The sequence below is a fragment of the Lactovum miscens genome (assembly GCF_014202895.1).
GTDB lineage: Bacteria > Bacillota > Bacilli > Lactobacillales > Streptococcaceae > Lactovum > Lactovum miscens.
The window spans coordinates 41658-64257 of record NZ_JACHHV010000005.1 but is presented as its reverse complement, the minus strand read 5'-3'; the positions used below and the strand labels follow the sequence as shown (position 1 = coordinate 64257).

At 39.2% G+C, this 22600-nt stretch carries 18 protein-coding genes; all 18 read left to right on the top strand.

The window, feature by feature from the left end; genetic code table 11:
- The first annotated feature begins 91 nt into the window (after positions 1 to 91).
- On the top strand, positions 92 to 4960 hold the full coding sequence (locus HNQ37_RS02320) for a beta strand repeat-containing protein (protein WP_183538952.1): 4869 nt from the start codon (positions 92 to 94) through the stop codon (positions 4958 to 4960).
- Positions 4961 to 4982: 22 nt separating this feature from the next.
- Positions 4983 to 5750, top strand: a complete 768-nt coding sequence (locus HNQ37_RS02315) for a hypothetical protein (RefSeq protein ID WP_183538950.1) — start codon at positions 4983 to 4985, stop codon at positions 5748 to 5750.
- Between the two features lie 2 nt (positions 5751 to 5752).
- On the top strand, positions 5753 to 5905 hold the full coding sequence (locus HNQ37_RS02310) for a hypothetical protein (RefSeq protein WP_183538948.1): 153 nt from the start codon (positions 5753 to 5755) through the stop codon (positions 5903 to 5905).
- A 75-nt stretch (positions 5906 to 5980) separates the two neighbouring features.
- The gene (locus HNQ37_RS02305; RefSeq protein ID WP_183538946.1) at positions 5981 to 6412 is read left to right on the top strand and encodes a type III secretion system protein PrgE; all 432 of its coding nucleotides are present in this window, start codon (positions 5981 to 5983) and stop codon (positions 6410 to 6412) included.
- Positions 6413 to 6442: 30 nt separating this feature from the next.
- A complete protein-coding gene (locus HNQ37_RS02300) occupies positions 6443 to 6670 on the top strand; it encodes a hypothetical protein (RefSeq protein WP_183538944.1) in 228 nt (75 codons plus the stop codon).
- Positions 6671 to 6682: 12 nt separating this feature from the next.
- On the top strand, positions 6683 to 7468 hold the full coding sequence (locus tag HNQ37_RS02295) for a hypothetical protein (RefSeq protein ID WP_183538942.1): 786 nt from the start codon (positions 6683 to 6685) through the stop codon (positions 7466 to 7468).
- A gap of 77 nt (positions 7469 to 7545) precedes the next feature.
- Entirely contained in the window at positions 7546 to 7824 is a 279-nt protein-coding gene (locus HNQ37_RS02290; protein ID WP_246415565.1) for a PrgI family protein, read from the top strand.
- Positions 7766 to 10156 (top strand): VirB4-like conjugal transfer ATPase, CD1110 family, encoded by a 2391-nt coding sequence (locus HNQ37_RS02285; RefSeq protein WP_425486319.1) that lies wholly within the window; start codon positions 7766 to 7768, stop codon positions 10154 to 10156. Before HNQ37_RS02290 ends, HNQ37_RS02285 begins: the two co-directional genes overlap by 59 nt.
- Entirely contained in the window at positions 10153 to 12612 is a 2460-nt protein-coding gene (locus HNQ37_RS02280) for a phage tail tip lysozyme (protein WP_183538936.1), read from the top strand. Before HNQ37_RS02285 ends, HNQ37_RS02280 begins: the two co-directional genes overlap by 4 nt.
- 55 nt (positions 12613 to 12667) lie before the next feature.
- Positions 12668 to 13261 (top strand): hypothetical protein, encoded by a 594-nt coding sequence (locus tag HNQ37_RS02275; RefSeq protein ID WP_183538935.1) that lies wholly within the window; start codon positions 12668 to 12670, stop codon positions 13259 to 13261.
- Between the two features lie 44 nt (positions 13262 to 13305).
- Complete coding sequence (locus tag HNQ37_RS02270) at positions 13306 to 13566, top strand: hypothetical protein (protein WP_183538933.1); 261 nt, start codon at positions 13306 to 13308, stop codon at positions 13564 to 13566.
- Positions 13550 to 14827, top strand: a complete 1278-nt coding sequence (locus HNQ37_RS02265) for a zinc ribbon domain-containing protein (protein ID WP_183538931.1) — start codon at positions 13550 to 13552, stop codon at positions 14825 to 14827. Before HNQ37_RS02270 ends, HNQ37_RS02265 begins: the two co-directional genes overlap by 17 nt.
- An 18-nt stretch (positions 14828 to 14845) precedes the next feature.
- On the top strand, positions 14846 to 15349 hold the full coding sequence (locus HNQ37_RS02260; RefSeq protein WP_183538929.1) for a DUF3801 domain-containing protein: 504 nt from the start codon (positions 14846 to 14848) through the stop codon (positions 15347 to 15349).
- 3 nt (positions 15350 to 15352) lie between these two features.
- Positions 15353 to 17167, top strand: a complete 1815-nt coding sequence (locus HNQ37_RS02255; RefSeq protein WP_183538927.1) for a VirD4-like conjugal transfer protein, CD1115 family — start codon at positions 15353 to 15355, stop codon at positions 17165 to 17167.
- 65 nt (positions 17168 to 17232) lie between these two features.
- Positions 17233 to 18444: a DUF3991 domain-containing protein gene (locus HNQ37_RS02250; RefSeq protein ID WP_183538925.1), complete on the top strand. Its 1212-nt coding sequence runs from the start codon at positions 17233 to 17235 to the stop codon at positions 18442 to 18444.
- Between the two features lie 105 nt (positions 18445 to 18549).
- The gene (locus HNQ37_RS02245) at positions 18550 to 20733 is read left to right on the top strand and encodes an ArdC-like ssDNA-binding domain-containing protein (protein WP_183538923.1); all 2184 of its coding nucleotides are present in this window, start codon (positions 18550 to 18552) and stop codon (positions 20731 to 20733) included.
- A 64-nt stretch (positions 20734 to 20797) separates the two neighbouring features.
- On the top strand, positions 20798 to 21070 hold the full coding sequence (locus tag HNQ37_RS02240; protein ID WP_183538921.1) for a hypothetical protein: 273 nt from the start codon (positions 20798 to 20800) through the stop codon (positions 21068 to 21070).
- Positions 21071 to 21099: 29 nt separating this feature from the next.
- Positions 21100 to 22368, top strand: a complete 1269-nt coding sequence (locus tag HNQ37_RS02235; protein WP_183538919.1) for a hypothetical protein — start codon at positions 21100 to 21102, stop codon at positions 22366 to 22368.
- The last annotated feature ends 232 nt before the right edge of the window (positions 22369 to 22600 follow it).

Genomic DNA, 22600 nt, shown 5'->3' with positions numbered 1-22600 from the left:
TTATAAAAATATCCCTATATACTTTGAAATCTCTAACAAGAAGTTGGAGATTTTTTTGTACATTCATGAAATGAAGGAGAAAAGACCAAATATGAAATATAAAAAAGTCGTTCACTCATTGCTAGCTTTCTTAGCAATGTGCTTGCTTATTCATGCCCCAACACTGGTTAAGGCAGACTTTTCAAGTGCTACTGCCTTCCCAACTGCGAGTTCTGGTGGGGGAGGATCCTCTTTTAGCATCTCACAACTAACGATTAAACAAGCTGCTTTTTATTATCATCACATAAATGATTCTGCTCAAGATATTGCCAATGAGAATACTTGGTTGGCTCAGGCAGGCGTTTCGGCTCCAGACTATGGAAAATTCGTTGTTCTACAATGGTATTCAGTTGCAGGAGTTGGCAACTTTCCAATTAAATATCTTTCTGTAGTTACAGGATCAAGTGGAATTTCAACAGAATTTCATACAACGCAAGCAACAGTAAATAGTTCAAGTGGATTTACTTGGGCCAAAATGAAAAGTCTTTCTGGTGCTCAAGATGAAATCAACACTTTCAACGGCAGCGGCTATGGCTTAGCTTCAGGACCAAATAATAGTTACTACGGGGCGCCTATCAATGGCGCTTTAAATTTTTCAGGCTATTACAGTCTCTATGCAGGTCCAACAGCAGGGCAAAACCTTTTCGGTGGAAGTATTCTTTGGCAAGGCAATCAAATTATACAAAACCTGATCGCCAATGCTTCTTTGGATGCTCCTGTTCAAGGAACCGCTTCTGCAAAGCCAACAGGGATCTCTCTTCAAAAAACGGCGACGGACGCTACCAATGGTCAAACAACAGCCACTGAAGAGACCACAAAATCAGCGAATGATACTATTGACTATTCTATTAAGTTTGGCTTTGCGAATGCTTTATCACATGCTTATAACAGCACAGCAAAATATCATGACAGTTCAAATACCGCATACGATATTACAACAACCGAACAAGCCTTTCAATCTGTCACTACGATAACAGACAATTTGCCAGCAGGATTTGTCATCAATGCAAGCAATCCAATTACCATTACCACAACAGATGGAAATAAGGTCAACCTCACGAGCAATTCCATTCCAAGCATTACAACCAACATGACTTATAATGCCTCGAACGATTATGCATACTACAAAGTGAATGGCCAAACCATTACAATAACTTACGTCTCAGGAGACCATCCAAGCAATAGCCAATCTCCTTCAACTTTAAATATTGGGACGGCTGTAATTCACGGAAAACTTGACCCAAGTCTATTACCAAGTTCCGACCCAAGTAAACCCAATGCAAATTTTGATCTTACTTCAGGAGTTGGTTCAATTTCTAACAGTGCCAGCTCAAGTGAAGTAGTCCAAGAGTTTGATCGGAGTGCCTCCACCAGCAATACAACCTCGCAAGCCTTACTTAACACCTCAAGCGTACCCTGGGGAAATCCAAATGGCACAACGACAACAGCCACTTCAAACACTGTAAAACTTGATATTCAAGCACATCGTGTTTATGGAAACTATTTCAAAGATACTGTCAATTATGCAAATAATAGTTTGAGCTACAGCCCAACAGGTAATCCGTTGGGCACCATTGCACAATCTGATGGAACTCTGGCCAGTGCTTTTGCATCTCATTGGATTTATCCAGGACTGACAGTTAATTTTTCTGTCCCTAGCAGTCAACAGGTCACCAATACGGTTTCACCGACTTATGATTTAAATATTCCAGGTGTTGTGCAAACGACAAATGGAGCCTCCTTGAGCTACAGTAATTCAAGTAATACTGTGGTTTCAGGCGGACAGGAAACAGTCACAGACCCGACTTATATTTATACTCCTGGTCAAAAAGTCCAAGATATAGAATGGAATCCAGCAAAGCCTTTGACAGATTCAGGTGCCACTACCTACACTATGACAGGTGCAGGACTAACTCTTGGAAATTGGGGATATAATTCAAATACAACGGCTGTGTATGCAAATTTTGATGCAGCTGCATCGAGAAAAATTCCAATTAGTGCTGTGTCAGGTGGTAAGACACTCGTTAATTGGGGGGGAGCGCCTTATTCACCGAGAAGTAATCAAACAATAACGATTGCTGGAACTGCTGGATATTATGATGCAGATGGCTTTCTGGGAGACCCTGTGAGTGTGACTTTTACACTCACTACAACAGGTCAATTGAGCCTTAGCTCTGCGATTCCTACTGGATCAACCGCCATTAGCCTATTTGGTGTAAGTTTAAAATGGACGGTTGGACAAGATCCAATCAATACCACAACCTGGAAAGATAACTTCCCAGGTGGCACACTTTCAGGAAGTGCCTTTGGTTCAAACTACACAATAGGATGGAGCGTGGCACATGGCACGGCAACAAATTCAAATTCTGTTGAAACCATTACAGTAAATGGTGGCTGGGCAGCAGGCTCATCTCCATCTGTCGGCGCAGGTGGTGGCGGACATTTGGACTCGAATGCTGGTAATTATTCTGGCTGGGTATATCCCAATTTCAGTGGGACTTGGGTTCTGTATAATTATGCCGTCACAAACAATGGATTGGTTTGGGGCAGCAACACTGATTATTCAGTGAGCTGGGCAGGTAACCCAATTACAATTGCGCCAGGGTATTACGAAAATGCTTCGCCTGTCCGACTAACTATTGGAACAAATGGTCTCTTAAATCTTGGAAGTGGAGCTGATCCGAATGCGCCCCTTCTCACATTTGGTGGCTATTCTCATGTTACTCAACTGATTGGTGGCACGAACTATCTTGGCCCTAATCAAGCGGTGCAAACATCTAGCTTAAGTTACACCATGTATCACAACTTCTGGACTCAAGTAGGGGTAACTGTTCCAGGTCTTCCAGCGATTGCGCTTTCTGCTGTTAATACGGGTGGTTATGCGCAGTCCACTTACACGACTTCAGGTTCTTACACCTACCAAGATGGAAGTGATACCTGGACAGGTGGAACAGTTGTTACGACACCTGGCCAAAGTGTTGAAATTCCTAACACTCAATCAACAACAGATAAAATCTTAAGTCCAAATGTAATTCTTAATAGCTCCATGTATACTTCAACCTGGTATCACAACGTGAAAGACATTGCAGGAAATACGCAGTCCTTTGACCATCTCACGAATCTTCAGACAGGTAAGGATGAACCTATTACAATCACGAATGGCACCTACTCATATACAATGCCTGATTTTGATGGAGTGATTTCTATGTACTATGGCCAGAAGGCTGAGCTTGTTAATGTGAACCATTATACAGACAGCACTAATGCGGATGCTTCACTTTGGAATAAGAGTTTTGACAACAATGAAGTTCCAGGTACTTTGGCCACTCGTGATAGCATTAGTAACATTTATACAGGCAAAGCTCCTAAGCAAGAAGCTTATCTTCTTTATGAGGGGCAAGACTTCGCAAATTCTGACAACTCAGGCTTGGGTTACACGCCTTCAGTTGCATCTATCTATCAAACACCTTCCGTTGGCAGTGCAAATTTGTGGAAGTTAGTACCTGCTTTAAATCAAACGACTAACTTCGGTTTTAATTCAGGAAGTAGCCCTAAAGTGGTCACTGGCAACTACACTACTAATGTTTTAACCCTTCAGTATCAAACCGCAGCTGCCGCTTTGGATAAAGCAGCAGTAACAATCAATGCGGACCAAATCACCATCGATACGGCCGATGCATCATCTGGCTTGCCTTTCAAACTTAATTTGACAGGTAAAGCCAATGAAATGTTACTTAATCTGATACGAAGTAAGACACCAGGTTTCAGTCTTGATAATTATAATTACAGGATTGATATACTCGACCAGGATTTCAACGTTGCCTATTCTAAGGTCATGACACCAAATAGCGCTATGGACAGCTCAGGAAACTTCACTCAAACCTTGGCTGGAAATTTAAAGACCTTTGGTAGTGGGACTGGAAATGGTGCGAAAATCAATTATAACGTTGTGATTACACCTTTACCAAATGGGTCGTTACCCAACATTGATTACTTTGCGCCGCTATCCACGGACTCTGAATCTGTGCCTCAAACCGTGACAACTGATACTGTGAAAGACATGTTTAAGACACACGGTTTCACAGCTTCTCACCTTGTGATTACCAACAATAAACCATTACCTACTAACTTATCGGTCGTTGAAACCGTCGCTACCCCAAGTAACGTTCAAGAATATCATGAATACTTTGGAATGAACTTTCCGACAGAGAAAATTAACACTCTCTCTGGTTATGGTATAAACGGGTCGTATCCTTATTATTATGGTTATGATACGGGTGCACAAAATAGCACAAGTTGGACGAAAGCCAACGCCATTCAATTCAACTTAGCTTATCCAACGGGACTCAATGATGACCAAACACTCTTGAAAGTTCCTACATCTGACAATCAAAGTGTTACTTTATCCAACAGCCAACTCACTAACCAAAATCTCACGACGACGGCAGGAACCAGTCAGATTACAAATGGCTTTAATTTTGCTTATTCAAATGCAGAATTACCAGCCGTGGCCGTCAATAAATACAATGGCAAGGTTTATTCTTATCAAACAGGAAGTTCTGCTTGGAAAGATGCAGACACGCCAGCAGACGCTTATACTAATCAAGGTCACATGATGTATTTGCCAACCTTTATTTCTTCCTTACCAAAAAGCTATAGTCTGAAGCTTACAAGTAATAGTTTTGGGGTCAATCACTTTACCGTGGCTATGAATGAACCCATTAATATTTATGGTCAGATGTTTGCCAGCCTGGACTCAAAAACTTCTAAGTATGATGCTTTATGGTGGCAAGGTGTGATCACGACGGATCCCTTCGACTATTCGAAGACAGGTAAACTACCAAATGGAATTCTGGAACAGGATATAACTTGGTTAAAAGAAAACAACTTAGATTCATCTAATCCATGGTGGAAAAAGTAGAAAAGGAGAAAAGGAGAAGTAAATGGATCAACCAACAACTAGCTTAGCTATGATTGCTTCAGCGGTTACACTCATATCTACTGTATTTATAATTTTTATCACTGCACTTCCAAATATTGGAACAAGTGTTGTTAACAAAGTAAGTCAAACGATAACAAATACGAGTAGTCCACCCATTGAACATACTGCTTACGCTTTTAGTGCCGATGGAACAGACAGGTTTTCAACGACATATCCTAATTTGAATCTTTTGACTGGAACCAAAAATTTCTCAAATATTCAACCAAATCAAGGCACTGGTTTTTCACTCGACGAAATGTTATCTGATCCAGTAACTCAAAATAATGTAATACATGTGAAGACAACAGGTTATGCAGCTAGTGGTAAGTACCTAGCCTTGAGTAACCATAATATAACAAGTAACACTATTAATATTGGGACTGTAATCACTGTATCAATGAAAGCTAAAGGAACAGGAAATTTTAATTGGGGTCTTGAAACGAGCAAAATACAAAATATAACCTTAACAGGTGATTATGTAACATATAGTTATACGACTACTTTGCAAAGCTATAATGGTGCATTTGTATTTTATTCTGCTAATACAGTTGGTGGAGAGTTTTGGACCAAAGATTGGAAAGTAGAATTAAATTCAGTTGTAACTCCCTGGATGCCATCCGCCTCAGAAGCTCAATCTACAGACTGGCCAACTTATGTTGGAACTTATACAGACGCTTTACAAACAGCTTCAACAGATCCTACCAAATATTTTTGGAGTAAGGAGAATTAAAAATGAGTAAAAGAGATGTGCAGATTGCACAATTACAAAGCAAACTTCGTAAAACAGAAAAGTTACTACAGCAAGAACGAGCTAAAAATCTCAGATGGCGTGAAGTGATAAACAAATTAATAGAACGATTTCAGTTAATAATTGAAAAAGGCTGAAGTTGTTCTTGTTAAAAAGTAGAAAAGAAGAAAAGTAGAAATTACTACTTTTAGAATAAGAAAGAGAGAATAAAAATGAGTTACGAATATCAACGCCCTAAAGAAGTTCGGGCAGCTAAAGAGTTTTTCCCCTTTGAAGTTGGCGTTCATAAAGCTGAAATTAAAAATGTTACGCTCGATGAAAGTTCAAAAGGCTTTCCAATGTTTGTCTTACGAGTTGTCGGTGATGGCGATGCCAGTGGCTTCTACAATTTAACCTTTGGCCAAGAACATACAGCAAGTTTGCTTAACTATCTATTGGCAAGTATAGAAGATAACGGGGTTGAAATTCCTCAAATAGATTTTGACTACAATGAAGAAACCGCAAACTTTTTGAAAGGGAAAGAGGTCTATATTGAGATCAAAGAAAGACGCTATAAAGGAAAAACGGAAAATAAAATTGCCTTCTTCTTGAACCAGGATGAATTTGAAGGTTTCGACCAAGAAGACGATTTTGACGAAGAATAAGCAAAAGCAGAAAGAAAAAGGGTGTAAATAATGGATCAATTAACAAAAATTTTAACAGTTATCGGCTCAGCAATGGGTGTTGCGGCAATTTTCATGTTTATCATGAACTTTAATCGACTTCGAGCAGGCATGGCCGAAGATGATGCAAGAACGGTGGATAAAGCTGTGCAAGGTATGATTATCAATGGTGTTTTTGTAGTCATTATTGCTGGTGCCGTGGCCTATGCCGTCTCACAACTATCCGCAATTACAGGGTAAGCGTGAGGTCCAATGGATATATCACAAACCTTAATTTCACAGTTGACTAAAGGTCTGAATGATTACAATCCAACGGTAAACCAAATGGTCACAGCGGTTGCCAGTGCATTACGAGTGCTGGCACTGGCTGGCTTGACAATCCTTTTCCTGATTGAACTTTCTGGGACATATAAGAAGTTGGATCAAGACGGTGGAGGGCTTACGATTGAGGTGTTGGCAGAAATTGCGCTGAAATATCTCTTTGCTTGGATTTTGGTCATGTTCTCAGACCAACTGATTGATGGAATTGCCTGGCTAGGCGCTCAAGTGGTGAGATTAATAGCAGGGCACACCACCATTAATTATGCATTAGATACCTTTAATGGCACAACCACAGGAATGAATTTTATTGAAAAGGGACTTTTTGCCATTGTTGAACTAGTGGCACAAATGGTGAGTTGGTTGGCACAATGGATTGCTCAAATTCTTGTGTTCATGCGTTCCGTTCAACTATATCTGTATAAAGCCATAGCACCAATCATCATTGTGTTCTTCATGAATGATGAAATGAGAAGCACAGCTATTGGCTTTTTAAAACAATTTGGCGCCATTGTGCTTCAAGCTGGAGTGATGTTACTGGTATTAGCAATTTTTCCTTCCTTCATGACCTCTGACCTTCTTTCAATGAACGTCAGTGGACTTTCTCAGTTTTTCCAAGACATTTCTGTGCTTGTCCAGGTCATTGTGAAAATGGTTATTCTGATTATTGTCTTATTAGGGAGTCAGAATCTAGCGAAGCGAATTTTGGGGGCAATGTAATGGCAATAAGTTCACAGTTTCATCGAGACCTTTCCAAGGTCGAAAACAAGATTCTAAGAATTTCCAAGAGAAAATTAATGGCCTATACGCTCTTAGGTCTTGCACTAATACCTCTAAGCTTAGAGGTGTTTTTTTTACCAACCTGGCTTTTCTATGTGGTTGTTTTTCCAACAGGAATCGTTTTGGGTGGTTATCCTTTCTTGTTGTTAACCAACAAATGGAAGACGACTAGGCGACGTATCGAGCTTTATTTCATGGAAGAAGACAGTTACTATCAAACAGGACAAATAAGGAGGTATGAGTCTTTTGAATTTACGCAACAAGCGTCTGTCAAAGAAACAGACAACATCAATTAAAACTAGTCAAAGGGTGAAACAACAAGCCAACCCTTCAGCTTCTAAAAACATTAAATATACCAGTCAATTTGAAAATGGACTCATGCACATTGTTGATAATGAGTATTCTAAAATGTATCAATTGAGCGACATCGACTACGAAATTTCTACGCAAGAAGAACAGGAAAATGTAGGAATTGGCTATGCTGAAGCACTTAATGCATTGGATATAAAATCTCGTTATCAATTGTTGGTCCTTAACCAACGGGTTAAGAGTCACATTTTGAAAGACGTACGCTTGCCCTACCAAGGTGACGGTTTTGATAATTTTCGAGAGGAAATGAATCAAAAAGCCGAAAAGGACTTTGAGAAGGACGACAAGAACTTTGAAGTACGTAAATATGCAATTTTTACCACCCAATCACATACCAGGGACCAAGCAAATCATGATCTGAACGTGATCGGGAAAAACTTCGAAAATCGTCACGAAAAAAACAACGTGCCTTTAAAGTTGAAAACACTAGATGGGATTGAGCGTCTAAGCGTTTTTGCAAAGCTTCTACGGCCGAATCGTTATTTCATTACCACTTACCAAGACTTGGCCGTTACAGGTTTAACCAGTAAAGAGTTCATTGTTCCCAATCACTTTAAATTTCCTCGAAGTAAGGATTATTTTAAAGTGGGGGAGCTTTTTTCTAAGGTACTCTACATCCGCCAGTATCCTAAGTTTCTTGAGGATAAGCTTATCAAGGAAGTCTGTAACACAGGTGTTGAATGTGCTATTTCGATACACGCTAAACCTTATAACATGATTGATGCCAGGAAGACTATCCAGACGATTCAAACCTTAAATAAGTCGGAAATTCAGAAACAACAAAAGCGTAACTTTAAAGATGGGATTGGGGAAGATATGATCTCAGGAGAAGCAGCTGAAATAGCGGCATCTACTAAAGGTTATCTAGATGAGTTTCGAGAAGAGGGTCAAAAGCTTTTTTCAGGCATATTTGCTGTTTATTTCACTGCTGAAAGCCTTGAAAAGCTTACAGAATACACAAAGCTGATTAAAGATGCAGGTAATACTTGGCAGGTGGACTTTGACGAGGTAGAACAATATCATGAAGAGGCCCTTAATACCATTTTGCCTATTGGGAAGCCCTATTTAGATGTGGAAATGAATTACATGCGGGATATGACCACGACAAATATTGCAAGTCAAATTCCTTACAGTAACGTCGAACTACAAAGTCCAACTGGCCAAGTTTATGGGAAAAATCAGCTGACACACAGTCTGATTACCATTGATCGAGTAAGGGACTTAATTACACCTTCAGGAATTGTCGTTGGTTCATCAGGATCAGGTAAAGGTATGACCGTTAAGTGGGAAATTATTATGAATTTACTTAAATATCCTGGTCGTCGTATCGTCATTGTAGACCCTGAAGGCGAATATACGCCAATTGCGAAACGCTTTGGTGGCCAAGTTTTAGATATTTCAACGGGTACCTCACACCACCTCAATCTCTTAGATTTGCCCGACGAAAATCTCTTAGATGATGAAGACCGCAATGTGGATTTGGTCAAGGAAAAAGCCAACTTACTTTCAAGTCTCTTTGAGTCTTTGTTAAAAAGTTTCTCAGACTCTGAAGCTGCTATAGTAGACCGTATTACCCGTCAAGTTTATACAGATTTTGAAGGACAGGAGAAGGGTCCAACTTTGGTGGATTGGTTCAAGCTCTTGAAAGAACAACCCGAACAGACCGCAAAAGATTTAGCGCTGAAGGTTGAGCCTTATGCTGTAGGTAGTCAAGATATATTTGCGCACGCAACCAATGTTGATTTAAATGCCCGTTTTATTGTCTTCAATATTAAGAAATTGGACCCTAAACTGAAACAATTTGCAATGAAAGTGATTCTTGACCAGATATGGAAACAAGTTGTGACCTATCAAAACAAGCTGTTGACTTATCTCTATTTTGATGAATTACAACTCAATTTCGACACAGAAGAAAATGCCCAGTGGTTCACACAACTTTGGTCCCGTGTCCGTAAATATGGTGCCATTCCAACGGGTATTACCCAAAACGTCTCTACTTTGCTCAATAATGAGTCAGGTAAAAAAATGATTTCAAATAGTGAGTTTCTTATTCTTTTGCGGCAAAAGATTGTTGACATCAATCGTTTAAGCGAAGTAATTAAGCTCACACCAAGCTTGATTAAGTTTGTTGATGAAAAAGTTCCACAAGGCACGGGACTTATCTCAGCAGGAGGGGTGATTGTGCCATTCGAAAATCCGATTCCAATTCATACAGAATTGTTTGAGCTGATGAATACGGACGCACAGAGCGTTGTATGAGTGAAAAGAAACCAAACTTTAAGAAAGGACCCTTAGAGGGAGCTGAGGAAACCCCAGAAGCGAAAACTGAAGAAACTCCTTCAATAGAAGGACAGGCTGATATCAGTCAAAAATCATTTCAAGGTGCCTCACGCCTTGCCATGCTTGGTAAACAACAACTTCGGTGGCGTGCTAAAAGTGCCATCATGAACAAAACCTTTGGTGGTGAGGACATTCTTCAGGAAGGGATGCGTCAACATGGAAATTACCGTCAAGCTAAAATGCACTATCGTATTGCAAAAAGCTTTACGAAACACTCCGTAAAATTTGTGTCAAGTGGCGGCCGACATTCATATGGGGCTGTCAATCGAAGTTACAACTACATAAGAGGTCGAGGATTTGTACGTACTCCTGAAGAATTCAAGGGAAATGGCCGAAAACAATTGGCCAAAAATCTTAGAAACGCTCAGATGCGCTTCAAGGCTGCAAGAGAATCCAAAAAAGCTGAAGAAGGATTATCTTATTTTCGAGCTCTTTTAATGGGAAACGAAAAAAAGGGACTGCTTTTAAAAGTTATTTTAACGAACCCTTTTACCTACTTGTTTTTTGTTGCTATCTTAATGTTTATGATGTTCAGTACAATTAGTTTGATGTCACAGGCGCCTATCAAACAAGATGATTTTCAATTGTCGGATTCTTGGACCGAGATGACAAAGCTTGATGCCGAACATTCCGATTCAGGTAACAGTTTTTTTACTCCAATAGATAATATCATGTACTTCATGAATAATCAGTTTGACGATTACACTATCACAGATAACCTTCCAGCAAGTTCCAGTAACTCTAATAAGACTTATCAGGATTATGTTACGACTCTTTGGGGAGCCATTAATGGTGCTTCACCTGATTATAAAATCACGAATTTATCCAGCCTTGAAAAGGATAAAAGCTCTGATTATTATATCGATTCAGATGATTTAAGTGACTTGAATGACCGAATTAATCAGATTGGTTACCAGGAACTTGACCATCAGCTCTCCTTTCCTTACGGGACGACAAATCTTATTATTACAAGACGTTATGGGGATGAAAATGTGGATGGTAAAATCCAATTGAATAACAGCATTGAGACTCCCGTCATGCTAGGCCAAACGATTGTCGCTCCCATGACTGGCACGATTGAATCAATCAATTCAGACAGTTCTTTAACTCTTTTAAATGATAAGCAAGCACGCCTCACACTGTCAGGTGTGACGACTTCACGCTTTTGGGGTGGCGAGGTCGTGCCAGAAGGTAGTTTGTTAGGTCAAGCGACAGGGAATAACTTATCCATCCGTTATGAAGTCTATGACAGTTCTTCAAAAACTTACAAGACAGTGAATCCTGGCTTTTACTTTCCAGCTGTAACTTATACACAATTTACGACGTTGGCTTCAGATAAATTTAATCCTGATGCAGCCATGGCCAGCCGTGCACAAGCCTTCTATGATTATTTTTCTAAGCTAGGTTATACCAAAGCTGGAATTTGCGCCATCTTAGGCAATCTCCAAGTTGAGAGCTCGATAGACTCTAAAAGAGCTGAAGGGGATTATTTAGCGCCTCCAGTAGGTGCGACAGACAGTTCATGGGACGATCCAGCTTGGCTGGCCATGGGCGGACCTGATATATACAATGGGGATTATCCTAATATTGTGCATCGAGGTTTAGGTTATGGCCAATGGACGGATACCTCTGACGGGGGAACCCGACACACCATGTTACTTAACTATGCGTCTGCGAAAGGTAAAAAATGGTATGATGCAGAGCTTCAGATGGACTTCATGCTCAATGGAGATGTACCAGGTGCACAAGTTGTAGTTAGAAACACAGCAAGTGCTCAGGTAGATTCAACGGTAGCAGGCCTGACAGTTTACTTCTTGAACAACTGGGAAGGAAACCCTGGAAATAAAGTTCAGTTACGTGTCACCGATGCACAAAATTGGTACAACTATTTCACTTCTAAAGAAGCAGGTCAAGTAACTTCAGGAGATGCTGTCTTCCAAGAATATAAAGATCGGGTTCAAGCCACTTTAGGTTCCTTACCAAGTGACGAAGTGATCTCTGGAAATCCTTATCCTGGAAATACATCCCCAACCTGGCAATGTGTCTTTTATGCCTTTAACCGTGCACGCCAGTTGGGCATTCCTGTTCCATCAACTTCAGCCATGGGAAATGGCGGCCAATGGGCAGGACATTATATGGCCATCCCTGGTGCAACCGTTTCTCATACGCCTCAAGCAGGAGATATTGCTTCAAGTTACAGTAATCCCTTTGCTTCAGGAGATCAGTATGGTCATGTGGCGATTGTAGAATTTGTCAATCCAGACGGTTCATACGTCGTGAGTGAAGAAAGTGCTGGTACCTCTAATTCTTATGAATGGCGTGTTCTTCCAGCATCGACGGCTCAGGAAGTTACCTTTATTCATGTTTCAAAATAAAACGAAAGGATTCAAAAAGTAGAAAAGTATACTTTTCTACTTTTTCTATTTATCTATGTATAACAACGAAAAAATTCAAAAATATAAAACTTTTGCCCTGGTATCTGGTGCAATTCTTATCTTGTTACTTGGCTTAGGCTTTGGCTATAGCATGGGTCATCTCGGCCAAAAAGCCGTGACAAAAAAAGCCAGTACAAAACTTGTGACGTCTCCTTCTACACAAGCCCTAAATGAAGCTACGGTCAATCAATTTTTAATCGCCTATTACACTAAGAAGGACATTGGCGAGAACAGCAACCGTTATAAACCCCTCATGACAGATACTATGTTTACACAAGCTACGAAATCCGAAAACCAGCCTGTTAATCAGGCTTACAAGGGCTACATTGTTAACCAGGTCTTTAATAGCTCGGTTAACTACATTGATGCGAAAGACTTGACGGCCATTTGCGTGGTAAATTATAAAAACACGCAATTAGTTAATAAAGGTGATTTGAGCACGGGATATGACCAGACCAGTAGCCAAACGATTCGTCTAACTTTCCAGAAGGAAGGGAATAAGTACCTGGTGAATAACCTAGAAAACGTGACGTTGACACTTCCAAACTCAACCAGTCAGAATAGCTATCCTAGCTCTTCCAGCAATTAAAATACAGTAAAATTGTGCCAGGCACAATTTTCAGGAGAATAACAATGACAAAATTTGATGATTTAACGAAACGTCGAGATCGGCTCAATCAAGAGATTGAGAAAACTGAAGCGGCCATTCAAAATTCACAGCTTTTGCTTAAAAAGAAGCAACAAGCACTTCAGGCCGTTAACTCAGAAATTATTACGGCCATGCTCGTCGATAAGGGAATGACGATTACAGACCTAGAGAAGCTATTAGGCAATGTGTTTTCTGTGCCTATAAACACGGAAGCTGAAGGAGTAGCAAATGAGCCTGTTAAGTAAAAAAAGATATCGCTATGAAATGCTCAACGTTCAGAATATGAACGTGGATGCCATTAAAAATGCGGATGACCTAATTAATTTTATTATTGGTGAAAATAAAGGACTTCAGGCGCAACATGAAGAAGGCTCAGCAACCCTGGTAAAATATCTAAATGATAAAGCCATTTATGCTCAAAATATAAAGCTACCAATTCTTCAGAATGAAGCCTATTTTGAAAATTTACTTGTAAATTTTTACACGAAGGCAGCGGTTCCTTTTGACCCGTCACTGCTTGAAGAAATCCAAACGGAACAGTTTCCAAGACACGAAGTTTTGGAAACATACAGTGACCCAGTTGAACCTGTTCAGACTCATAAAACAACATACAATGATGATTTTCCACCAGCTCCTAATTTTTGGGAGAAGGATGAAGAGAAGATTGAAGAGAAGGAACACGCTCGTTTCTTGCTTGATGAATTTGCGAACATTGGAAGATGGACACCTGAAAAAGAAGAAGCACCAGTTATTCCTTCCGTTTCTCAAGCTTTCTGTCTGTTCTGCGGTGAGCAGATTGAACCCAAATCTCGCTTTTGTAATCATTGTGGGAAGCTGCAAGAAGCCCCTCAAGAGCCAACTGAAGTTCCTGAGCCCACACCTGAAGAGTCACTTGTAATTAAGAATAAGGAAGTAGCTACGGCCGTTGAAACTCCTATTTATGAAGTGAAATCAGCTGAAGCTCTGCCAGTAAGTCAAGAAATTTCTTCTTTACCCATGCCTGAAAAGTTTGCGGAAGTTGATAGCCTCGTAAGAGACGTGAGAAATTTAGTGAGTCTCGTTAACAATCAAAAGACCCAGCCTCTTCAGGAAAGCCCCGTGATCAAAGAAAAACAGGTGATTGAGGAAACTAAAGTAGAAACAAGCCTTGTTGTAAGTCAAGGACCTACATCCCAGAATTTCATGACAAAAAGTGATATTGAACTTCAGGTGTCTGAAGAACTTGAGAGTTTAAAAAGGCGGGAACTTGGGGAAGTTGAAATGCTTCTTTCCCAAAATAAACAGAAGGAACTTAACACTTTAAGTGAAGACTTTAAACGCAAGCAGGCTGAAACAAATGAGAAATTTGAAGCCATTTCTTTAGATAAAAGATTAGAAATCGTTAAAAAATATACTCAAAAAATTCAAAATGAAGTTGCGGCTAGGGTACAATACCAGGTGGAGCAGCTTGATCAAGAACTGAAGTCTTACCGTGAAAAGGCTCTGATGGATATGAAAATTCAATAGAAATAGAGGAGATATTTGATGGAACTAGATGATAAAGCAATCATTGATAAATTCTTTATCTACGGCATACCAAAACTGAGCCAGGTCTTATACTCTCTGTCTCAGTTGTCGCTTGATAAACTCAATCCCCTTTTTGACAAAGTGTCCCCTTTAAAAGGCGAAGTTCACGTTTTCCGATTGCTCGGCCGACACGATGATGTGACAAAAACGTGGTTGAATCAAAAGGTGGACCTAGGACTTATGAAAGATTACCTGAAAGAAAGTGGTATTACTTTTTCCTTTACAAAGGTTGAAGGCGGTTATAATTTTTATTACCGATTTAATGAGCAAAAGTCCGCAAATGAGGCTCTTGATAAATTTTTCATAAATGTTGCGACGAATCCTAATCAATTTGCTCGTCGGATTCTTAGAAAGTCTGGAAAAGTGACCTTTGAAGAACGCCTTGAAGAGGCACAAAAAATGAAATATAAAGGGAACTTGAACAGACAGATGCAGACGAAGTCCAAAAAAGAAAGGGCTTAAGTTATGCAAGTTAAAAAAAAGAAAATGCGGCCCTATTTCATTTTGGCCGCTATTTTATTTGTTTTGAGTTATTGGTTAGGTAATTTTCTAACAAATTTACCAGGATACAATATTGCAAGTAAGGAGACCTTTCTAATCAGTGGAGATGTCTCTTTTTATTTTAGCCAGAATGTTATTAAATTTTTCATTCTTCCTAATTTTATTGCTTTGATGCTTGCTCTTGTGGCTGGTGCCTGTGGCTTTCTGGCCTACTTCTATAACAATGATCATGGAATTTATCGGAATGATGAGGAACATGGCTCGGCAAGGTTAGCTACAGAAAAAGAAATAGAACGTTATGCAGATCCAGATTTTTTGAATAACATCTTGTTTACGCAGCATTCAAGGATGGGATTATTTAAATGTAAAGCCATTCTTAATGATTATGTGAAAAATAAAAATACCTTGGTCATAGGCGGGCCAGGTTCTGGGAAGACGCACACTTTTGTAAAGCCTAATATCATGCAGAGAAATGCGACTTATGTGGTGACAGAATCCAAGTCATTGTTGGTACACGAACTTGGAAAGATGCTTGAAGATGACGGGTTCCAACTTAAAGTATTTGACCTGGTGAACTTGTGGAATAGCAACCAGTTTAACGTTTTCAAGTACATTTATACAGAATTGGACCTTGATCGAGTGCTTTCTGCTATCACCGAATCCACAAAAAAAGGCGGCCAAAAAGGAGAAGATTTTTGGGCAATGGCAGAAGCACTCTTAAGTCGTGCCCTAATTGCTTATCTTTGGTTTGACGGTAAACAAAATAATTATCTTCCTCATATTGGCATGATTGGTGATATGTTACGTCACATCAAGCGAGACAATCCAAAGTCGGCATCGCCAGTAGAAGAATGGTTTGAAGAACAAAATCTTATCCTTCCTAATAACTATGCTTACCGACAATGGTCACTCTTTAATAGCCTTTTTGAAGCTGAAACCAGAATGAGTGTATTGGCTATTGTGGCGGCTCGTTTCTCTGTCTTTGACCATGAACAAGTCGTAAATATGATTCGTGAAGATAACATGAATATTGAGACCTGGAACGAAGATAAGACGGCCGTGTTTATAGAGATACCTGATACCTCAGATGACTATAACTTCATAGCAGCAATCTTTGTCTCCACAATTACAGAAGTGCTAAAAAACAAAGCAGATAAGATCAAGTCTGGGGAAATTAAGCTTCCTGAAGGTAAAAAATTACTTCACGTTCGTTTCTTGCTTGATGAATTTGCGAACATTGGAAAGTTGCCAAACATCGATAAAATGTTAGCTGTCTTCCGAAGCCGTGATATGTCAATTGTCATCTTGTTACAAGCCCTGGATCAATTAAAAACCATGTATCCGCATGGCTGGGCGACGTTAGCCAATAGTTGTGATACGGTTCTCTTCTTAGGTGGAGATGAACAGGAAACCACGAAGTGGCTCTCACAACGTGCAGGTAAACAAACAATTTCGATAAAGAATCAAAGTCTGACTAAAGGTGGACGTGGCGGAAGCTCTGAAAGCAGGCAAAAACAACCTCGTGATTTGTTTACTCAAGATGAAATTGGCCGTCTAGGGGGTGGAGATGCCCTTTTATTTATTGCCGGCGAGAATGTCTTCAGGGATAAAAAATACAATGTCTTTGAACATCCCAATGGTGCCTTATTAGCCAGTGATGTATCAGACCCTAAATGGTACCAGTACAGATACTTTATGACCGAAGAAGAAGAGATATTGAGTAAGGTCAAGCCTGAAAATTTGATTGACCACGGAGCTATTTCGCAAGAGGTAGCGTAAATATAAAAAAAGTAGAAAAGTAGAAATTACCACTTTTCTACTTTTTTAATTGAAAGGAAAGGAATATGCAATATACACGTCCTCCTCAACGCTCGTTGAGGTCTCATGCGGATCGCCAAAAGCTGCTTGATGAAGCAATAAGTAAAAACATTCTTGAGGTTGCTGAAAAGCTCGGAATGGATGTTGTTCATAAATCAGGAACTTATTATTGGTCAGAACACGACAGTTTAAAGTTCAATGTTGAGAAAAATTATTTTTATTGGAACTCTCGAAGAATTGGTGGCGGACCAATTCAGCTTGTTGAACTCATCAAAGAGTGTGAGCGCAAAGAAGCTCTTAAATTTCTGACAGGTATTGATGTGAGCCGCTATACTGGGCGCTCACAGACTGAAAGAAAAGACTTCCATTATTTCTTGACGGACCATAAAACTTTTGATCTGGCCAGGAATTATCTGAAGCAGGAACGAGGGCTTTCTGATGAAACGATTGACTTTTTCCACTCTCAGGGTTTGATAACACAATCAAGCTTTAAAGATACAGCTACAGGAAAGACGGAGCCTGTGGTTGTGTTTAAAGCTTTTGATAACAAAGGAAAGCTTCAGGGAATTACAGTACAAGGAATCTGGCGAAATGAAACTCATGGCAAACGAGAACATCTGAAGCGGACGCTTGGAAATGGCTTCTATGGTATGACAGTGAGAGTAGGAAATCCTCCTAAGCCTTCTGAAATATCCTCTGAAAGGCCTTTAGTCATTGCTGGAGCAGAATCTCCTATTGACCTCATGAGCTATTATGAGCTGTTTAAAGAAAAGATAGGTGATGCTGTTTTGACTTCGATGAATGGCTTAAGAAAAGGTAACATTTCAACGCTCTTAGCAAATGAGCTTCAGACAAAGTCTCCTGAAAATATGAAAGATAAAGTCCTGGATACGATTGAAGAATCTATTCAGCCGACTCAATCCATAAAAATCATTCTGGCCGTCGACAATGACGAAATAAAGACAGATGCTAAAACAGGAGTGATCACACAAGCTGGTAAGGATTTTGTGGATGACTTTAATATTACAAAAATCCCCGTGGTTTCGCATATTCCAAAACTTTTGGAGGGTCAAGTCAAAGCAGATTGGAATGAAACATTAAAGGTGGTAAAGTCGCCAAAAAAAGCACCAAAAAACGCTTTTGAGAAGAGATTGGATAAATTACCTACCTCTTCATTAAAAGCGTCTCAAAACGTGAATCAGACCCTCAAAAATAAATCAAACATCAAACTTGGTTGATTTTTTGTACAAAAAAAAGAAAGAAGCCTTCCCTAATGAGCTACGTTAACCGCCTAGCTTGCGTGTACTTCTCTCTTAAATAAATTATAGCTCAAGGAGATGTCGTTGTCAAATTACAAGCTAGTCACAATAGACCAAAAATTTATAGCTGAAACTGTCGCACGCACTGGAAGTGACGAATTAATGGAAAAAGCAACAAGAGGCTATGTTGGACTCTACGATGCAGACGAAAATTGGTACATTCCTTTACGTGCCAATTTAAGGAAAAAACCACGAGGTGCCTATTTTGATACGCCCTTTGAAACAAAGAATCCACATTTTAAACACCCTGGGCTAGATTTTCAGAAAGCAATCTATGTTCCTGTAGCCTCAGTCATTGAAATAAACAATACTTTGCCAAAGAAACAGTCTAATCTAATTTTTTCAATGCAAAATCAAATTAAAAAGGAGTTTGAAAATTACGTCTTAAGGGTAGAACAATTTCCCAATGATTCAAAAGACTTTCTTTGGTCAACAGTTCCCTTATTCCCTGAAGGGATACAGAAAATTAAGGGAAAATCGAACGAACAACACCCAATATTAGATAACAGAGCCAACATTCTACAGGAAAATGTTGGCTTTTTAAATCACAACGAAAGACAAGAGGTAAACAAAGATACGATGAAAATTTATCGAGGGGTGATAGCCGATGATCAAAAAACGGCTGACAAGTGGATTAAGTCAATAAAGACAATACAGGCGACGGCTTTCGGAAAAGGCATGTATTGGACTCAATCTCCTCTAATTGCTATGGAGTATGGGAACTTCGTTTATTCAGCCGAAATACGGTCCGTAGAAGCTAAGAAAATTTTAGAGGCTCAAGATATTGTTTTACTCACTGCGGAAACCCACAAAGGCTTAAGCCCTTCCTTAGAAGCAACCTTAGACTTAGGGATAAATGCAAATTACAAGTTTAAATTTCGAGATTGGCATAATCCTGAAAACATTAATAAGATGTGGCGTTCTGAAGAATTTGAACAAAAGGAAATAGAAACGATGCACCAGAGTGATATTTCTATCCCTGAATTTTTAAAGCCACTAACGAAAGGAAATACAATGGCACAAAGAAGTGAATATGACCAACTCATTGATGAATGGGAAGCACTAGACGAAACAACACGTCAAGGAAAGTCCCTGGATCAATTTGTTTATGAAGCTTATCAAAAGGATACAGGTTTTGTAGGAGAATTTAAAGACTGGGCCATTAGTAAAGGTGCAGTAAACATGGAAAATCTTAATATTTCTGTCAATGAACTCATTAAAAACAAGGATTACAAAGGCTTGTCTCAACACCTGAAGACAGGTATTCAAGATTATCTGAAGAGTGATAACTTTAAGGACTATTTGAAGTTTATTTCAAAATTTCATAAGTATTCTTCAAAGAATAATCGCCTTCTTTTGATACAAAATCCTGAAGTCAGTCATGTGGCTGGGATGAAAAAATGGAATGGCTTAGGCCGTAAGGTAAACAAAGGCTCAAAAGCACTTTATGTCTATGCCCCAACTCAAGTGATCAAAAAAGATAAGGACGGGAAGCCTGTCCTCGATGCTGAAGGAAAACCCAAAAAAGAAACTTACTTCTTTTTAACTCCCGTCTTTGATGTAAGTCAGACGAACGGTGAAGAACTTCCAAAACAGATTTATGAACTTACAAAAAATTTAGAAGACCCTCAAAGGTTTCTAAAACTCTACAAGGGGCTTTGTGAGGTATCACCCGTTAAAGTATCTCTCGAAGATTTTCCAGGTGGGGCCAACGGCTATTATGACTTGAAAGACAAGCGAATTGTTCTTCAGCAAGGCATGGGTGAGGAAATGACGTTAAAGACCTTGATTCATGAGATCACTCATGCCTCTATTCATGAAGGGTCAGATGCAACGTTTGGAGATGCTATTTATGCACGCCAAGAATTTGAAGCGGAGTCGGTTGCTTATGTGGTCAGTAACTACTTAGGCATTGATACCAGCTCTTATTCCTTTGCATATCTTTCTTCTTGGACAGTTTTAGATGGCCAGTCACTTGATAATTTTGAGAAGTCACTGGAAACTATTACAACACAAGCTCAGATAACGATTGATAAATTAGAGGCTTCTTTGAATAAAGTTTACGGTCTTGAAAATCCAAAAAACAAATTTGAAGAGCGACTTGTAGAAGCAAATAAAAAGTCTCTAGAAACGTCAAAACCTAATGTAAAAAAGACACAACCCCAACCGTCCAGGTCAAAAATGACCCCTCCCCTTCTGAGTCATTAAGCCGACGAATGGGGAGGGTAGACCGAACATTTAATACAAAACAAGAAGAAAAGGATGAAGAATAATGGAATTAAAACAAGAGGAACTTCAATTTGTTGTCGCACAGATTTTACTTGCAGACCCTACCAGTGAAAAGCCACACGTTCATGAAAAGAGGAAGCATTTCACCAAAACCCAGATTATCACAAGAATCAATGCTTTGATTAATCTATATAAAGATACAGAAGTGGACATTGACCTTACCCCTTATCTTGAAACCATAAAATATTTAAGAGGAATCAAGGACCCCACAGATTATGAAAGTTTGTTACATGACATTGTGACAGCTTATGAATAACAGACTTTAAATACACCAGGAGAATAGAAATGGATAAAATATTAATTGAATCTCAAGTTGGTATGGAAGTTTACAGTGAATTTTTCCATGAGTATCTTGACACAGATCAAGACCAAGAATTTTGGAGTAATATTGGAACTGGAAAGTATGACCTTTCTTATCTTATAAATGGGGGAGGTACTGTAAATTATGAATACGACACCCTTGAAGCAATTTATGGAGAAGGCTTTGACATTAATAAACTTCAAAAGGAATTTACTCAAATGCTAAACGAAAAGAGATTAGAGTTTGGTCTCGAAGAGATAATCCCTGAAAGAAAAATTGATGTTAATGTTGATGATCTTGCTGGGCTTTTGAAAGATAATCCAAAAGCCCTGGATGCACAATACCCCAACCTCTCACAAATTATTGAAGATGCTGGTATAAGAATTAAGAGTTTTGAAGAGCTTACTCAGCGTCAAAAAGAAAACACTGAAGAGTGGCATGGTTTTGAGAATATTGAGCCTGGAGAATTATTTTTTTCCTATGCAGACGGCACTCCTGGCACTTATAGCATTCTTTCCCAAGCTTTGCTTGATTACTGTAGTGACGCTGGCTTGTCTTCTGGATTCATGGAGTACATTCCTAAGTTGGGGAGTTTAAAAGACCTAGTAGAGAATGATTTAGATGGATTTACTTTTGAGAATATTAAAGGTTACAACTCATTAATCCAGCTTGGTTTAGACCAGAAAGAAATTGATAACATTGAAAGAGCTAAACAAGTACTGCTCTCTCCTGGGGAACTTGAAACATTAGGCCGAGGTAATTTGGCACAAGAAGTTTCTAGTAATTATGATTTGAAAAGTGTTGGCCTAGATGAAAAACATTTTGATGCCCTTCTTGAAGAAACAGCTTTCTATCAAGATTTGAATACACAATTTTTGCATGAATTTAAAGAATGGCCAGATATTTTTTCAGCCAGTCAGTATGAATCTCTAAAAGAAGAAACGAGGAAACAAATATTAGGCTCTCAAGAAGGATTGCAACAAGCAATTTATGAGGCAACTGAAGCGAACGGAAGCATTGAACAAATTAGTGATTACGCTAAAGATATTCTCACAGAGGTAAATAACTATAAAGTCCTTGACGAGAATCTTGAAAGATTATTGCAAGAAAATAATGTTTTTATCAACAATGTTGCTCCCCCAAAAATTCAACCTTTGAATAAGTTTGAAGAACGACTTGCACAAGCAGAAAATTCAAAAAGTAAAGAGAATTCAAAGCAAAATTTCTCTTTAAAAACTGGTTTCCATGTGTAAGAATGAATCTTTTTCCTTCTTTATTTTTAAAAATTTTGAGCATCAAAATTAAAAAATCAAGAAAGGTTAAACGAAGTGAAAAGGGGATTGGGGAACCCCCAAAAATTTAGATAATGGCTTCCGTTTATACGGAGGCCATTTTATAAAAAACGTCACTGGGTACCCAGTGACTATGCTTGCAGGTAGGAAAAATTCAATTTAGAATTTGGTGGACTTGGGCACATATCTTGAA